This window comes from Caulobacter sp. P1_D6, from assembly GCF_056406095.1.
Genome location: NZ_JBFUAW010000022.1, coordinates 43,570 through 58,969, shown reverse-complemented (window position 1 = coordinate 58,969; position 15,400 = coordinate 43,570). Strand labels below are relative to the sequence as shown.

General features: G+C 68.1%; 14 protein-coding genes. 10 read left to right on the top strand and 4 right to left on the bottom strand.

Annotated features, from left to right (window positions below; translation table 11 throughout):
- Window positions 1-45: 45 nt before the first annotated feature.
- The 8 genes from AC1DYP_RS13885 (at window position 46) to AC1DYP_RS13850 (ending at window position 9,284) form a co-directional block, all read left to right on the top strand.
- The gene (locus tag AC1DYP_RS13885) at window positions 46-690 is read left to right on the top strand and encodes a TetR/AcrR family transcriptional regulator (protein ID WP_477046803.1); all 645 of its coding nucleotides are present in this window, start codon (window positions 46-48) and stop codon (window positions 688-690) included.
- Window positions 687-1,673 carry an HlyD family secretion protein gene (locus AC1DYP_RS13880; protein WP_477046802.1) on the top strand — a complete coding sequence of 329 codons (987 nt, stop codon included), beginning with the start codon at window positions 687-689 and terminating at the stop codon, window positions 1,671-1,673. The genes AC1DYP_RS13885 and AC1DYP_RS13880 overlap by 4 nt, the downstream gene beginning before the upstream one ends.
- Complete coding sequence (locus tag AC1DYP_RS13875; RefSeq protein WP_477046801.1) at window positions 1,670-2,638, top strand: ABC transporter ATP-binding protein; 969 nt, start codon at window positions 1,670-1,672, stop codon at window positions 2,636-2,638. Before AC1DYP_RS13880 ends, AC1DYP_RS13875 begins: the two co-directional genes overlap by 4 nt.
- Entirely contained in the window at window positions 2,635-3,810 is a 1,176-nt protein-coding gene (locus AC1DYP_RS13870) for an ABC transporter permease (RefSeq protein WP_477046800.1), read from the top strand. The genes AC1DYP_RS13875 and AC1DYP_RS13870 overlap by 4 nt, the downstream gene beginning before the upstream one ends.
- 328 nt (window positions 3,811-4,138) lie before the next feature.
- Window positions 4,139-5,338 (top strand): OmpA family protein, encoded by a 1,200-nt coding sequence (locus AC1DYP_RS13865; RefSeq protein WP_477046799.1) that lies wholly within the window; start codon window positions 4,139-4,141, stop codon window positions 5,336-5,338.
- A gap of 449 nt (window positions 5,339-5,787) precedes the next feature.
- Window positions 5,788-7,668, top strand: a complete 1,881-nt coding sequence (locus AC1DYP_RS13860) for a ribonucleoside-diphosphate reductase subunit alpha (protein ID WP_477032864.1) — start codon at window positions 5,788-5,790, stop codon at window positions 7,666-7,668.
- A 366-nt stretch (window positions 7,669-8,034) separates the two neighbouring features.
- On the top strand, window positions 8,035-8,847 hold the full coding sequence (locus tag AC1DYP_RS13855) for a lipid A-modifier LpxR family protein (protein ID WP_477046798.1): 813 nt from the start codon (window positions 8,035-8,037) through the stop codon (window positions 8,845-8,847).
- Between the two features lie 104 nt (window positions 8,848-8,951).
- A complete protein-coding gene (locus AC1DYP_RS13850; RefSeq protein ID WP_477032862.1) occupies window positions 8,952-9,284 on the top strand; it encodes an FmdB family zinc ribbon protein in 333 nt (110 codons plus the stop codon).
- Here the strand turns inward: AC1DYP_RS13850 and AC1DYP_RS13845 are convergent.
- The 3 genes from AC1DYP_RS13845 to AC1DYP_RS13835 all read right to left on the bottom strand — a co-directional run bounded on the left by AC1DYP_RS13845 (window position 9,274) and on the right by AC1DYP_RS13835 (window position 12,185).
- Complete coding sequence (locus AC1DYP_RS13845; RefSeq protein WP_477046797.1) at window positions 9,274-10,599, bottom strand: patatin-like phospholipase family protein; 1,326 nt, start codon at window positions 10,597-10,599, stop codon at window positions 9,274-9,276. The genes AC1DYP_RS13850 and AC1DYP_RS13845 overlap by 11 nt on opposite strands.
- 22 nt (window positions 10,600-10,621) lie before the next feature.
- Entirely contained in the window at window positions 10,622-11,335 is a 714-nt protein-coding gene (trhA, locus tag AC1DYP_RS13840; RefSeq protein ID WP_477046796.1) for a PAQR family membrane homeostasis protein TrhA, read from the bottom strand.
- Between the two features lie 79 nt (window positions 11,336-11,414).
- Window positions 11,415-12,185 carry a sulfite exporter TauE/SafE family protein gene (locus AC1DYP_RS13835; protein WP_477046795.1) on the bottom strand — a complete coding sequence of 257 codons (771 nt, stop codon included), beginning with the start codon at window positions 12,183-12,185 and terminating at the stop codon, window positions 11,415-11,417.
- 923 nt (window positions 12,186-13,108) lie between these two features.
- Between AC1DYP_RS13835 and AC1DYP_RS13830 the strand changes: the two genes are divergently transcribed.
- Window positions 13,109-13,489, top strand: a complete 381-nt coding sequence (locus tag AC1DYP_RS13830) for a hypothetical protein (protein ID WP_477046794.1) — start codon at window positions 13,109-13,111, stop codon at window positions 13,487-13,489.
- 17 nt (window positions 13,490-13,506) lie between these two features.
- Here AC1DYP_RS13830 and AC1DYP_RS13825 read toward each other — a convergent pair whose 3' ends face one another.
- Window positions 13,507-14,178: a glutathione S-transferase family protein gene (locus AC1DYP_RS13825; protein WP_477046841.1), complete on the bottom strand. Its 672-nt coding sequence runs from the start codon at window positions 14,176-14,178 to the stop codon at window positions 13,507-13,509.
- Between the two features lie 136 nt (window positions 14,179-14,314).
- On the opposite strand from AC1DYP_RS13825, the gene AC1DYP_RS13820 reads away from it, so the two are divergent.
- Window positions 14,315-15,355, top strand: a complete 1,041-nt coding sequence (locus AC1DYP_RS13820; RefSeq protein ID WP_477032858.1) for a ribonucleotide-diphosphate reductase subunit beta — start codon at window positions 14,315-14,317, stop codon at window positions 15,353-15,355.
- The last annotated feature ends 45 nt before the right edge of the window (window positions 15,356-15,400 follow it).

The following is a 15,400-nucleotide window of genomic DNA, read 5'->3' as shown; positions in this document are numbered from 1 at the left end:
ATCCGGATATATAACTGACTCGTCAGTTATATATCGAGCCCCACCATGCAGCCCGGCCAACCCAAGTGGCGACGACGCAGCGAAGCACGCCCCGGCGAGATCATCGCCGCGGCGCTGGTCGTGTTTTCCGAGAAGGGCTTCGCGGCCGCGCGGCTGGACGACATCGCCGCCCGGGCCGGGGTGTCGAAGGGCGCGCTCTATCTCTATTTCGAGACCAAGCAGGACCTGTTCCGGGCGGTGGTGCGCGAGACGATCGCGCCGAACCTGGAGGCCGTCGCCGGCTTCATCGGCCAGAGCCAGATGCCGTTCGGCGACCTGATCCGCCTGGTCTTCGCCCGCATCGCCGACCTGATGACCGAGAGCCGGCTGGGGGCGGTGGCCAAGATGGTGATCGGCGAGTCACGCAACTTCCCGGAGCTGGCCAAGGTCTGGCACGAGGACGTGATCTCGCTGATGCTGGGCGCCATGAGCGGGGCCGTGACCGCCGCCCAGGCGCGCGGCGAGGTGCGGCCCGGCGATCCCCAGCTCTATGTGTTCAGCCTGGCGGGGCCGCTGCTGCTGGGCGTGCTGTGGCGCGAGGTGTTCGTGCCGATCGGGGTCAAGCCGGTCGACCTGAAGGCCCTGCTGGCCCAGCACGCCGAGGTCGTCCTGAAGGGCATGCTGGTGGATCCGGGGGAGGGGCGCGCATGAAGCCGCGGGTTCGCATCGTCCTGGCCGTCGCGGCCATTGGGCTGGTCGGGTTCGTCGCCTGGCGGATCTGGGGCCCGGGCTCGGCCCACCCCCGGCGACTGTCGGGCTATGTCGAGGGCGAGACCCTCTATGTCGGGGCCTCGGTCGCCGGGCCGGTCAGCACGGTGTCGGTCCAGCGCGGCCAGCGCGTGGCCGCCGGCCAACCGCTGTTCGCCCTGGACGCCGCCCAGCTGGTGGCCGCCCGCGATCAGGCCGCCTCCCAGGCCGCCGCCGCCCAGTCCCAGGTGCTGGACGCGGAAAAGGGCCAGCGGCCGGACGAGCTGGCGGTCTACGACGCCCAGCGCGCCGCCGCCGCCGCTCAGATGGTCCAGGCCCAGGCCGACTATGACCGGGTCGCGCCCCTGGCGGCGCGGGGCTTCTACGCCCCCGCCCGTCTCGACCAGGCCAAGGCGGCCCTGCGCACGGCCCAGGCCAATGTCCGCACCGTCGAGCAGCAGCGGCGGGTCGGCACGCTGGGCGCGCGGCCGGACGCCATCCGCGCGGCCGAGAGCCAGGCCGCCGCCGCTCGCGACCAGCTGACCGTCGCCCAGGACCGCCTCGATCAGATCAGCCCCAAGGCCCCGACGGCCGCCCGGGTGCAGGACGTCTTCTACCAGCCCGGCGAATGGGTGGCGGCCAACCAGCCGGTGGTGGCCCTGCTGGCCGACAACCGGGTGCGGTTGCGGTTCTACGTGCCCCAGTCCGAGGTCGCTCTTTATAAGCCGGGCGCGCGGATCGCCTTCGAGTGCGACGGCTGCAAGAGCGGCCTCGGCGCCCGGATCAATTTCGTCAGCCCCCGGGCCGAGTTCACCCCGCCGGTGATCTACAGCCGCGACGCCCGCGACCGGCTGGTGTTCCTGGTCGAGGCCCTGCCGGACCATCCGGACGACCTGCCGCCCGGCCTGCCGGTCGACGTGGTTCCGCTGAAGGGCGCGGGCAAGTGAACGCCGCGGTCGCCCAGCCTGCTTCCAAGCCTCTGACCGAGCCCGGCGGCGAGCTGGCCGTCGACGTGCGCGGCCTGGACAAGTCGTACGGCGACAAGCACGTGGTCCAGGACCTGACCATCCAGGTCGGTTCCGGCAAGATCACCGGCTTCCTGGGTCCCAACGGCTCGGGCAAGACCACCACCCTGCGCATGCTGTGCGGCCTGCTGACCCCCGACGCCGGCGAGGGCACGGTGCTGGGCCTGGACTTCCGGCGCCATGCCGAGGAGATCAAGCGCCAGACCGGCTACATGACCCAGAAGTTCTCGCTCTACGAGGACCTGTCGATCCGCGAGAACCTGGACTTCACCGCCCGCATCTACGGCCTGGACCAGCGCCGCAGGCGGGTGGACGAGGCGCTTGAGCGGCTGGGCCTGGCGGGACGCCAGAAGCAGCTGGCCGGCAGCCTGTCGGGCGGCTGGAAGCAGCGCCTGGCCCTGGCGTCGTGCGTGCTGCACGAGCCGCGCCTGCTGCTGCTGGACGAACCCACGGCGGGCGTCGATCCCCAGGCGCGGCGCGAGTTCTGGGACGAGATCCACGCCCTGTCGGCCGAGGGCCTGACCGTGATGGTCTCGACCCACTACATGGACGAGGCCGAGCGCTGCCACGACATCGCCTACATCGCCTACGGCAAGCTGATGGCGCGGGGGACGCTGGACGAGGTGATCGGCCAGTCGGGCCTGACCACCTTCCGCGCCGAGGGACCAGGGGCCGACCGGCTGGGCCGCGAGCTTTCCAAGGCCCCGGGCGTGGCCATGGCCGCGCCGTTCGGCGCCGCCCTGCACGTCAGCGGCCAGGACCGCGCGGCGCTGGAGGCCGCCATCGCCCCCTATCGCAAGCCGCCATTCGTCTGGAGCGAGGTCTCGCCCACCCTGGAGGACGTGTTCATCCAGCTGATGGCGTCGTCGCGGGACAACTTTCAATGAGCGGCGCCCAATCCTCGTCTGGGGCGGCCGACAGGGGCCTCTCCCTGAACCGCATCCTGGCGGTGCTGACCAAGGAGTTCATCCAGCTCACCCGCGACCGGCTGACCTATGCGATGATCCTGGTCATGCCGATCGTCCAGCTGCTGCTGTTCGGCTACGCCATCAACAGCGACCCGCGCGACCTGCCCACGGCGGTGCTGGTGCAGGACCACGGGCCGATGGCGCGCTCGGCCCTCTCGGCCCTGGCCCACAACGGTTACTTCAAGATCGTCCGCGAGGCGTCCTCGCCCGAGGAGCTGGACCAGGCCATCGCCCGGGGCGAGGTGCAGTTCGCCCTGACCATCCCCGCCGACTTCACGCGCCGCGTGGTGCGCGGCGACGACGCGCAGATCCTGGTCGAGGCCGACGCCTCCGACCCCGCCGCCACCGGCGGCGCGATCGCGGCCCTGGCCAATCTTCCGCGTACGGCGTTGTCGCGCGACCTGGTGGGCGCGGCGGCCCCACCTTCTGGCATAGGGGTCGACAAGGATCCGTTCGAGGTGGTGATCCACCGGCGCTACAATCCCGAGGCCATCACCGCCTACAACATCGTGCCCGGCCTGCTGGGCGTGGTGCTGTCGCTGACCCTGGTGATGATGACCTCGCTGGGCATGACCCGCGAATACGAGCGCGGCACCATGGAGAGCCTGTTGGCCACCCCGGCCAAGCCGATCGAGGTGATGATCGGCAAGCTGTCGCCCTATGTGGTGGTCGGGCTGATCCAGACCGTGGTCATCCTGGTGCTGGCGCGGGTGCTGTTCTCGGTGCCGATGGCGGGCGGCTGGGACGCCCTGGCCCTGGGGGTGGTGCTGTTCATCTTCGGGTCGCTGTCGTTGGGCTTTCTCATTTCGACCGTGGCCCGCAACCAGCTGCAGGCCGTGCAGATGTCGTTCTTCTACATCCTGCCGTCGATCCTGCTGTCGGGCTTCATGTTCCCGTTCCGGGGCATGCCGGCCTGGGCCCAGGCCCTGGGCAGCGTGATCCCCGTGACCCACTTCCTGCGAATCGTGCGCGGCTCATTACTTAAAGGACTGGGTCTGATCGACCTTTGGACTAGTCTTTTGGCCCTGGCGCTATTTGTCGTGGCGATCGCCGCCGCCGCTATGTCACGTTACCGACGGACCCTCGACTGAGGTAGCGGGCGCCCGCCGCTTCCGACTGTGGAGTTCCTGCACAGGTGCGACATTTTTACACGTTTGCAGGTTGTAAAACGCGCTCAAGGCCTTGCGCTGCGCGGATTCACGTGCGAACCGGTACTATGCTGGCGCTTTTTCCGGGACAGTCAGCCGATACGCTCGGAAGTTGATTTCGTGGGGGCGGTCATGTTTCGCGGCGTCATCTCTAATGGGGCGCTCGAAACCTGACGGGTGTTGCTCTGCTGACACTTTCGCGGATCGTGCGCCTTGGTATAACAATGCTCGGTCGGTCTCGGCCGGTGCAGGGCAATAGAGGGCTCTTGATATGAAACTCCAACTCCTGGCGGGGGTGGCTCTGGCCGCGGTGTTCGCCGCTGGCGCCGCTTCGGCCCAAGAGACCGGCTGGTACGGCGCGGTCGACCTTGGCTACCACTGGCCCGAGGGCATCAACTCCGAATCGGACCTGAGCCTGCGCGATGGCGCGCACGCGCACTGGACCTGGTCGACGGATGAAGACTGGGCCGGCTTCGTCCGCCTGGGCTACCAGTTCAACCCGAACTGGCGCGCCGAAGTCGAAGGCGGCTATCGCCCCGGCGACCTGACCACCGTCATGGGCAACCCGGTCCGTCAGCAGCCGATCGGCCTCTGCACCCCCGGCGTGACCCGTTCGGCCACCTCGCCGACCTGCGGCGGCCCGTCGGGCTCGATCGACTCCTGGTCGCTGATGGTCAACGTCCTGTACGATTTCGCGCCGGACTCGTGGATCAACCCCTACCTGGGCGCCGGTCTCGGCATCAACCGTCTGGACGTCAGCGCGCTGGGTCAGTTCAGCGGCGTGGGCCCGGTCACGGCGACCAACGCGGCTCAGCAGAACCTGACCGTCGACGACGACGACATCGCCATCGCCTGGCAAGCCATCGCCGGCGCCTCGATCAAGGCGACCGACAAGCTGAAGGTCGACGTGACCTACCGCTGGTTCGCCACCGAGGAGCACGGCTGGCAGTCGACCGGCAACGGCGCGATCCAACCCGGCGCGTTCCAAGGCCAGTACAAGGACCAATCGCTGACCGTGGGTCTGCGTTACTCCTTCGCTTCGCCGCCGCCGCCGCCGCCGCCCCCGCCGCCGCCGCCTCCTCCGCCCCCGCCGCCTCCGCCCCCGCCGCCTCCCCCGCCGCCTCCGCCGGCGTATGAGGCTCGCGAGTTCATCGTCTACTTCCCGTTCGATCAGTACGTCCTGACGCCGGAAGCCCAGTCGGTGGTTTCGGAAGCCGCGAACTACGCGACCTCGGGCAAGGCCACCAAGCTGGTGGTTGTCGGTCACACCGACACCTCGGGTTCGCCGAAGTACAACGCCAAGCTCTCGGAGCGTCGTGCGAAGGCCGTGGCTGACGCCCTGGTCGGCGCCGGTGTCGCCGCCGACACCCTGGCCGTTGACTGGAAGGGTGAAAGCGCCCCGGCCGTCGCCACCGGCGATGGTGTGAAGGAACCGCTGAACCGTCGTTCCACGATCTCGATCAACTTCTAAGATCAAGATCAGGCACTAAGGTTGAGGGCCCGGCGGCGACGCCGGGCCCTTTTCTTTTGGGTCCGTCCAGGAGCGGGACGACGTCGGAAACGGTCGCAAGATGCGCCGTGGACGTCGGATCGCCCGCCGGCCGGGCGCTTGGCGCAGGCAAGTGCTTTTCAGCGCAATCCGGTCCGCGACCGGATCACTTCTTTGTGGCCCGCGACAGGGTGTCACGGCAGCGTTTGCCTTGGCCGTGCAACCCCTTGATGATGCCCAGCATCTTCCCGGACACCGTTGTTCGTTCACAGCTTGTTAAGAAAAAACTCGCCCGCGAGGCGCATCTCGTCGTTGACGAGTCATTAGCCACTGTGGCCCCATATGTGGGCTGAGGGGGCTCCTCGGCCACAAGATGTAGCGGCTGGACGGGACGTTCCCTTTTCCGGAACACGCTGATTGATTATGGATTTTTGATCATGAACGGCAGTGAAGCGGCGAAGACGACGGCTCTCCCCCTGGTCCGCACCGGCGGCATGAAGGCTGAACGTCCGAAACTGGCGCTGGTGCGCAAGGTCGAGGTCGATCGCTCGCGCGACGCCCTGCTGACCGATTTCGGCAAGACCACCCTGGAAGACCGGTATCTGCTGCCGGGCGAGTCCTACCAGGACATGTTCGCCCGCGTGTCGACGGCCTTCGCCGACGACGCCGACCACGCCCAGCGCGTCTACGACTACATGAGCAAGCTGTGGTTCATGCCGTCGACGCCGGTGCTGAGCAACGGCGGCGCCGAGCGCGGCCTGCCGATCAGCTGCTTCCTGAACGCCGTCAGCGACAGCCTGGACGGCATCCTGGGCGTCTGGAACGAGAACGTCTGGCTGGCGGCCAACGGCGGCGGCATCGGCACCTACTGGGGCGGCGTCCGGTCGATCGGCGAGAAGGTCAAGGGCCAGGGCCAGACCAGCGGCATCATCCCCTTCATCCGCGTGATGGACAGCCTGACCCTGGCGATCAGCCAAGGCTCGCTGCGCCGCGGTTCGGCGGCCGTCTACCTCGACATCCACCACCCGGAAATCGAAGAGTTCCTGGAGATCCGCAAGGCGTCGGGCGACTTCAACCGCAAGTCCCTGAACCTGCACCACGGCATCTCGATCACCGACGAGTTCATGCACGCCGTCCGCGACGGCCACAAGTTCGGCCTGCGCTCGCCCAAGACCAACGAGGTCCTGCGCGAAGTCGACGCCCGCGCCCTGTGGCAGAAGGTCCTGGAGCTGCGCCTGCAGACCGGCGAGCCCTACCTGATCTTCTCCGACACCGTGAACCGCGCCATGCCGCAGCACCAGCGCGAGCTGGGCCTGAGCGTGCGCCAGTCGAACCTGTGCAGCGAGATCATGCTGCACACCGGCGTCGACCACCTGGGCAACGACCGCACGGCCGTCTGCTGCCTGTCGTCGGTCAACGCCGAGACGTTCCTGGAGTGGCGCGACCATCCGATGTTCATCGAGGACATCATGCGCTTCCTCGACAACGTCCTGCAGGACTTCATCGACCGCGCGCCGGACGCCGCCGCGACCGCCGCCTACGCCGCCATGCGCGAGCGTTCGGTGGGCCTGGGCCTGATGGGCTTCCACAGCTTCCTGCAAAGCCAGAACGTGCCGTTCGAGAGCGCCCTGGCCAAGAGCTGGAACATGCGGATGTTCAAGCACCTGCGCCGCGAGGCCGACAAGGCGTCGATCACCATCGGCGAGGAGAAGGGTCCGTGCCCGGACGCCGCCGACCGCGGCTCGATGGAGCGCTTCTCGCACAAGCTGGCCATCGCCCCGACCGCCTCGATCTCGATCATCTGCGGCGGCACCAGCGCCGGCATCGAGCCGATCCCGGCCAACATCTACACCCACAAGACCCTGTCGGGCTCGTTCGCGGTGAAGAACCCCTACCTGGAGAAGCTGCTCGAGGAGAAGGGCCAGAACACCGACGCGGTCTGGGGTTCGATCCTGGAGAACGAGGGCTCGGTCCAGCACCTGGACTTCCTCAGCCAGGACGACAAGGACGTCTACAAGACCGCCTTCGAGCTGGATCAGCGCTGGGTGGTCGAACTGGCCGCCGACCGCACGCCGGAAGTCTGCCAGAGCCAGTCGGTGAACATCTTCCTGCCGGGCGACGTCGACAAGTGGGACCTGCACATGCTGCACTGGCAGGCCTGGGAGCGCGGCGTGAAGTCGCTGTACTACCTGCGCTCCAAGTCGGTGCAACGGGCGTCCTACGCCGGTTCCGACGTCGCGGTGGCGGGGCCCGTCAACGGCTTCGACGCCCCGTCCAAGACCGACTACGAGGAATGCCTGGCCTGCCAGTGAGCCGGCCGGCGCCAGACCTTAAGAATTCCTGAAAATCAAGGGCGTCGCGGGCCTCCGCGACGCCCTTTTTCGTCCGGAACCATACTCAGTGCGAAATGTTCATGACGTGGGGTTTTGTCCCATGGACGCCGTTCGAATTCCGAGTAGGCTTTTCATGGGGAAAGGGTTCTGGGGACCGGAATGCGTGCTTGCACGGCATTTGCTGCGGGATTGGGTCTGAGCGTCTTGGCGATCGCCACGGCGCAGGCCCAACCGACTCGGTCCGCCAAAGCGTCCAGTCCTGCAGATAAGACGTCCGCCCCCGCCCGCAAGGCCTCGCCCAGCTTTATTGTCGACATGCGCGCCGCCGGCCGCGCCGGAGCTCCAGTGGATCTCGGCGTACGCAACGTCCGCCCCGCCGCCGCCTCGGTCGGTTTCGCCGAGGCGCCCGCCGCCCGGACCGAGCGCGCCAGCGATCCCAGCTTCGCGCTCTCGCCCGCCGGCGCCTATGGCGACGCGGCCCTGCTCGACGCCAACCGCTATTACGAGGGCCGCGGCGCGGTCAATTACCGGTCCAGCGCCGTCGTGGTCGGCGAGGGCGCGCACGCCGTCGACTCGGTCCGCATGTCGGTGGCCAGCGTCGCGCCGGCCGGCCGGACCCGGCCGCTGGCCCTGGTCCGCCCCGACGAGGACAGTTTCGAAGATCGGGAAGTCGACGTCACCGTCACTCGCGGCTGGCCGGCCGCCGTCTCGGTCGGCGCCGGCAAGTACGCGCTCGATGTCACGCCGCACGCCGGCTTGGGCTTCGGCGGCGCCGGCGGCTCGGCCGAGGCCGGCGCCACGGTGCGCTTCGGCAAGAAGATGGGAAACCAGGTCGTCGACTCGCTGGGCGTCCAGGACGGCCGCCAGTTCGGTCAGCGCGGACGCTGGTACGTGTTCGCCGCCGCCAGCGGCCAGGCCGTGGGCATGAACATGCTGCGCGGCAGCGAGGGCGACTGGAGCGGGGCCGGCGTCACGTCCGACGCCAGCAGCAAGCTGGTCGGCGACGGCCAGGCCGGCGTCGCCTGGCGCAAGGGCCCGATGCAGGCCTCGTTCGGCTATGTCCACCGCAAGATCAAGGCCAAGGACGTCATCATGGGCATGGCCACCCAGAAGGACGAAATGCTGGCCTTTTCGTTCAGCCTGCGGCCTCACTGGTAGGACGTCCGAGCCGGCGTGATACGCTCGGCGCTTGAGTTTCGGGCCCAGATCATGCAGCTAGCGCCCTTGACCCGCCAAGCCCTTCACCCGAGCCATCAAGCGCCATGAGCGACAGCGAGCCCCCTCGCCCCCGCAAGATCCTGAGCCTGAAGAGCGGCGTCGCCGCGCCGGGCGGGCCGCCGCCGCTGGAGCGCATCCAGCGTCCGGCCGGGCACAAGCGCGTCGTGGTGATGGCGCCCGAGCCCCCGCCCCCGCCGCCGGCTGTCGGCGACTTCAAGTGCAAGCCTTGCGGCACGCGCTTCGATCCGCCGGCCGAGCTGGCCGACGAGGACTCGGTGCGCTGCCCGTCGTGCAACGCCCGGCTGGGCCTGGCTTCGGACTTCCGCGCCGTGCCGCCGAACGTCGACAAGCTGCGCGCCCGCTACCTCAAGAAATAGGCTCTTCCCGGTCGGATCCGGCGCCCAGCTCGGCGGAGGTTCCCTCCGACAGGGCCAGGCCCGTCGTCGGCGCCAGGATGGGATCCTTGACCGTCCGCCCGCGCGGCGGCTGGCGCTTGAACAGGCCGCGCCACAGGGGCTCGGGCGTCGGGATGGCGCTGGACCACAGCTGGCCGCTGATCGCCAGGGCCTCGGCGTCGTCGAAGGTCCGCTTCATCAGCGCGGTCTCGAACTTCATCATGTTGAAGCCCGAGAAGCTGACCGGGATCGAGGCCGACCAGAGCGGCAGGTTGTGGCGGGCGCAGAAGCCGGCGGCGACGCTCAGCGCCTGGCGGTACGAGAACCGCAGCATGGTCTCGAAACTGCGCCCCATGATCGAGGTCACGCCCGGCGGGGTGGTGCGGGGCGAGGGGTCGAGCACGGTGTTGAAGATCACATAGACCCGGCCGCGCCGCAGGCGCTGGCCCAGCTCGCGCCAGCGCAGCAGGGCGTCGGGCATCAGGAACAGCGGCGCGGCGATGCCGCCGTCGGCGTGCATCTCTTGATAGTGGGTCATGCCCCCATGGCCGTCGGGGGCCTCGACGTCGATCAGCTTGGGCGGGAACAGGCCGGGCAGGGTGGCCGAGGCCACCAGCACCTCGCGGAACAGCCGCACGGCGTCGTCGCCGCCCTGGGTGGCGATTGCCCCCATGTCCCAGATCGTGACCTTCTGGCTGTCCAGATTGGTGGTGGCGATCAGCAGGCGGCGGCCCTTGGCGTGTTCGCGGGCCACGGCCGCGATCATGTCCAGGTCGATGAACGGTGAAACCAGCCCGTCCAGGCCGTCGCCCCGGAACAGGCTGGGACCCAGGCCGGGGCCCAGGCGCTTGAAGCTGAGCAGGTCGGCCGCGTGGCCGCCGACATAGGCGTCGGCCAGTCGGTCGTCCCACTCCGAGCCCAGGAAGGCGAAGGGGGCGATCAGGGCGCCGGTGCTGACGCCGGTGACGATGGCGAACTCCGGACGGGTCCCTGCCTTGGTCAGGCCCACCAGGGCGCCGGCCCCGAAGGCGCCGCCGGCCGCGCCGCCCGACAGGGCCAGGATGTTGAAGTCGTCGCGGCCCAGCAGCGGCCGCAGCGGGGCCAGGCGGTCTGCGACGTTGCGCAGGGCCTCGTCGGCCTCGTCGACGCTGAGCCGCACGCCGGGAAAGCCGACCGCCTCGACCGTGCTGTCGGCCTGGGTCAGCGGCGCCGGCAGGCGCTTGCCGCGCTGGCCGTTGGCGGCGCGGTCCCAGAAGAAGGTCTGAGCGGTCTTTTTGGAGTCCGGCGGGGTGTTCAAGGCTAGCCCAATTTACGCAAGGTCAGGGGTGACCACTCGAGGCCAGGACCACCCCGACCAGCACCGCGGCGTAGTGCAGGCCGGCGCCGCCGATCACGTGACCATGCCAGATCGCCCTCCGGAACTTCAGCCGCTTCATCAGGTAGAACACCGTACCCGTCGAATAGATCACGCCGCCAAGCGCGAGCAGCAGCAGGGCTGCCCAGCCCATGCCGGCGATCATCGGCTTGACGGCTACCAGGACCAACCAGCCCAGGGCCAGGTAGAGGCCGACCCAGAAGCGCTTGTCCAGGCCGGGCAGGAACAGCTTGGCGGCGACGCCGACGCCGGCCACCGACCAGACGGCCGTGGTCATGCCGATGGCCCACCAGCCGTGCAGGTTCTGGGTGGTGAAGGGGGTGTAGGACGCGGCGATCATGATGAAGATGCCGGCGTGGTCGAAGCGGCGCAGCAGCGGCCGCCAGCGGGCCTTGGCGAAGTTGTAGGCGGTCGACAGCGACAGCATGGTGATCAGGCCCACGGTGTAGACGCTGATCGCCGCCACCTGGCTCAGCGAGCCCAGGCCGAAGGCCAGGCCCAGCAGGATGCCGCCGCCCAGCAGGGCGCAGGCCAGGCCGGCCAGATGCACCACCAGGTCGGCGCACTTGGCGCCGGGCGTGGGATAGTGAGTGGTCGGAAGGATCGCCGGAACCGGCGCCGCGTCCGCAACCGGAATGATGCTGGTCGTCTCGCTCATGGCCCCACTCTACGCTCAATCGGTGACATATAAACGCCGATCATCGTGGCGGCGAAAGGGCGTTGGACACATCTATCGATCAGCCCAGCAGGCCGTGCGCCCCGTCCCAGGCCAGCTTGGCGCCGACCGCGATCAACAGCACGTAGATGACCTTGTAGAAGCCCTCGGCCGGCACGCGGCGCACCAGCCAGACGCCCGCCCAGGTCGAGGCCAGGGCCAGGGGCAGCAGCACGGCCGCCGTGGTCAGCACCTGGGGCGTGAATTGGCCGAGCGCGATATAGGCCGGCACCTTCATCCAGTTGACCGTGGCGAAGAAGATGGCGCTGGTGCCGATGAACACGTCGCGCGGCAGGCGGCGGGGCAGGACGTAGATCTGGAACGGCGGACCGCCGGCGTGGGCCACCTGGCTGGTGAAGCCGGCGACCGCGCCGCACAGGGCGCCCAGCCAGGGCCGGGCTGGACCGGCTTCGATCGCCTGGGCGACCTTGACCGCCCGCTCGGCCCACAGGCGCTGCAGCGAGAAGGCGATCGAGATCAGGCCGATCGACAGCTCGACCGCCGCGACGGAGACCCGGGCCGCCAGCAGCCAGCCCAGGAAGATGCCGACCGCCGCCGCCGGCAGCATCAGGATCAGCAGGCCCTTGTCCCAGGTCTTGCGGAACGACCAGACGCTGACGACGTCCTGGGCCAGCAGGATCGGCAGGGTGATCGCCGCGGCCAGCACCGGCGAGATCACCAGCGCCATCATCGGCACCGCCACCACCCCGATCCCCGCGAACCCGCCCTTGGCCAGGCCCAGCAGGATCACCGCGGGAATGGCGACGGCGTAGAACAGGGGATCGGTCAGCATGGCCGCTGCTTAGCAGGATCATGGGCGGTTTCCCAAGGGGCGGTGCGGCGACCACTTGCCCCCTACGGGTCGCTTCGCGACCGTCTTCCCCCACAGGGGGAAGAGGAGCCGCCGCCGGCGCAGCGCGCGTCCTCCGCCCCCCCTGGGGGCGGACAGACCGCGAAGCGGTCAGGTGGGGGCAAGTGTTAGCGGGCACGGCGTCTCAAGCTCATGCCTTCTGGCTGTGAGTGGGAATGGAAAGGGTCGCGGAGCGCCGGACACCGTCCGGAGTTTGAATAGGAATACCGTTTCGACGAAGCCCAACGCTCCGCGCGACCGTTATCCGAAAGCCCGCGACGCTGAGCTCTGTTCGAGCCTCGCCGCCTTGAAGCCTCCGACGGGCGGGCCTGGATCAACGAGCCCCAGTCCCGGACCGCGAGCGCGTCACCGCTCGCCTGCTGCTAAATCGGCCCCCAGCCAACGCTGTATCCGTGTTCCGAGCCCAGCCGGCACCAGATGGATGGGGTTTGGTTCTTCCTACTCAACGCCGAAGACCCCGCGGACAGAGCTTCCCGCTCGATCGCCCCTCGCCGCCGCATCGGTCGCTGGCCATGCGCCCTTTCCTTGCGTCGAGGTGGGTCAAGGATACGGGGGCTTTGAAGGGGTGAGGACAGACTCGGGTCGAGAAAGTTCAGGGCGTTGAAATCGCGGGACTTCATCCACTGAACGCCGAGCGTAAGCCGCGCGAAACCCTCTCCCCTCCGGGAGAGGGTTCAAGTTGGCGCCCTCTCCGCAACCACCCCTGACGTCATCCGCCAGCGGCGAGGCCGCGCCTTGAAACCTTGACTCAGTCAGCCCCCCAGAGCTCCCATCCACCAAGGCGTGGCCGCATCCGGGGCGGATGGGGGCTTCGCCTGGATCGCATTGCAAGGCAGTTTCGAAGAATGTTCGACCGTTTCAGATCGACGATACTGGCGCTGGTTCTCGGGATCTTCGCGCTGGTCGCGACGGCGGCTCACGCGGAGCCCGGCGCTTTGGCCTGTGCCGAGCGCTGGGGCAAGCCGGGCAAACCGCTCGTGACAAATGCCGAAACAGCGCGAGCGATCTTTCTCGCCGTGGAGCAGGACTTCTTTCCCACAGCGGACCCGAAAGCCTACCCCGCTGTCGATGTGCAGGATGACGGTGAGCATTGGACCGTCTTTCGATGGCGGCCGCCTGCGGCGTTGCCGAATGGTGATCTCGAAACCACCCGTGGCGGCGGGCAGCTCGTCCTGGTGATCGGGAAGTGCGACGCAGCCATATCCAACGTTCACTACAGCCGCTGAACCGCTGACGCCGGCCTCTACCCCGCCGCCCCGTTGCTCTCCCACCCGTCCACGAACGGGAACCGCTCCGCCCAGAAGTCCGCCAGCCTCGGATCGGCGTCCACGCGGCGGACGACCTCGCTCATCCGCGGCGCCACCTCGTAGAACCGCTTGCGCCGCGAGCCCCAGCGGCTGACCACGGCGACATACAAATCCAGCACCGTTAGCTCGTCGCCCAGCAGGTAGCGCCCGGGCGTCAGCTGACTCTCCATCATCCCCCAGCACTCGGCGATGCGGTCGGCCGTCGCCGCCTTGATCCTCGCCCCGGCCTCGACGTCCGGCCCCGCCAACCGCGAAGGATCGTCCCGCACCCAGAACAGCGAGTAGATCGAGGCCGGCACGAACACCATCCAGCGCAGGAACTGGCCGCGCAGGGGCGAACCGAGCGAGGGAGCCAGCCACGCCTCCGGGAACCGGTCGGCCAGCCAGATCAGGATGGCGGCGCTCTCGGTGATCGTCTCGCCGTCGGGCGTGACCAGGGCCGGGATCTGTTTCAGCGGATTGACCCCCGCCACCTTGGCCTGCTGGGCCGCGCCCTCCCAGGTGGGCGCCTCGATCACGGTGTAGGGCTGCCCCAGAATCGTCAAAACAGCTTCGACCGGCACGGACCCCGAGCCAAGCGCGCCATAGATGGTGTAAGCTTGATTCATCATTCGTTACCCAATTCGCCCACAACATGTTGTGTGCTGCGACCATCTGGCCACTAGATGCGGCCGTGGGAGCCCGATACCAAAAGACTGTAATCGTCCGTCCGATTCGTGTCCGCCTGCCCTGGAGCCGTCCTCGATGTCCGCAAAGCTCGCCACCCTGCCCGGCCTCCTGACCCCTTCCGGCGCTTACAAGCCCTTCCGCTATCCGTGGGCCCACGAGTTCTGGAAGAAGCAGCAGCAGGTCCACTGGATGCCCGAGGAAGTGCCCCTCGGCGAGGACCTCAAGGACTGGGCCGTCAAGCTGAACGACAAGGAACGGAACCTGCTGACGCAGATCTTCCGCTTCTTCACCCAGTCGGACATCGAAGTCGCCGACAACTACATGGAACGCTACGGCCGGGTCTTCAAACCCACCGAAGTGAAGATGATGCTGTCGTCGTTCGCCAATATGGAGACCATCCATATCGCGGCCTACGCCCTGCTGCTTGAAACCATCGGCATGCCGGAGAGCGAATTCGGCGCGTTCATGGAATACCAGGCCATGCGCGACAAGCACGACTTCATGCAGAAGTTCGGCGTCGAGACCAACGCCGACATCGCCCGCACCCTGGCCATGTTCGGCGGCTTCACCGAAGGCCTGCAGCTGTTCGCCAGCTTCGCGATGCTGATGAACTTCCCGCGCTTCAACAAGATGAAGGGCATGGGCCAGATCGTCTCGTGGTCGATCCGCGACGAGAGCCTGCACTGCGAAGGCATCATCAAGCTGTACCACGCGTTCAACGCCGAGACGAAGTGCGTCACCCCCGAGGTCGCCGCCGACATCGTCGAGTGCTGCAAGAGCGTGGTGATCATGGAGGACGCCTTCATCGACCTGGCCTTCGAGGCCGGCGAGATCCAGGGCATGACCCCTCACGACATCAAGCAATACATCCGGTTCATCGCCGACTGGCGCCTGCGCCAGCTGCACCTGCCGGAAGTCTACGGCATCAAGGAAAACCCGCTGCCCTGGCTGCAGTCGCTGCTGTCGGGCGTGGAGCACGCCAACTTCTTCGAGGCCCGGGCCACGGAATATTCCAAGGCCGCCACCCAGGGCCAATGGCACGGCGCGGAGGGCGTGTGGTCGAGCTTCGACGACATGCTCAAGAAGCGCTCTGAGAACACCCTGCCGGCAGAATAAGAGCAGGCCAAAAGAAGCAGGGAAGCCGGGGATAACATGCCGCCG

Bases quoted from the DNA above. Each gene is read 5' to 3' on its own strand.
- AC1DYP_RS13885 (WP_477046803.1), top strand. From the start codon at position 46: ATGCAGCCCGGCCAACCCAAGTGGCGACGACGCAGCGAAGCACGCCCC.
- AC1DYP_RS13880 (WP_477046802.1), top strand. From the start codon at position 687: ATGAAGCCGCGGGTTCGCATCGTCCTGGCCGTCGCGGCCATTGGGCTG.
- AC1DYP_RS13870 (WP_477046800.1), top strand. From the start codon at position 2,635: ATGAGCGGCGCCCAATCCTCGTCTGGGGCGGCCGACAGGGGCCTCTCC.
- AC1DYP_RS13865 (WP_477046799.1), top strand. From the start codon at position 4,139: ATGAAACTCCAACTCCTGGCGGGGGTGGCTCTGGCCGCGGTGTTCGCC.
- AC1DYP_RS13850 (WP_477032862.1), top strand. From the start codon at position 8,952: ATGAGCGACAGCGAGCCCCCTCGCCCCCGCAAGATCCTGAGCCTGAAG.
- trhA (WP_477046796.1), bottom strand. From the start codon at position 11,335: ATGAGCGAGACGACCAGCATCATTCCGGTTGCGGACGCGGCGCCGGTT.
- AC1DYP_RS13835 (WP_477046795.1), bottom strand. From the start codon at position 12,185: ATGCTGACCGATCCCCTGTTCTACGCCGTCGCCATTCCCGCGGTGATC.
- AC1DYP_RS13830 (WP_477046794.1), top strand. From the start codon at position 13,109: ATGTTCGACCGTTTCAGATCGACGATACTGGCGCTGGTTCTCGGGATC.
- AC1DYP_RS13825 (WP_477046841.1), bottom strand. From the start codon at position 14,178: ATGAATCAAGCTTACACCATCTATGGCGCGCTTGGCTCGGGGTCCGTG.
- AC1DYP_RS13820 (WP_477032858.1), top strand. From the start codon at position 14,315: ATGTCCGCAAAGCTCGCCACCCTGCCCGGCCTCCTGACCCCTTCCGGC.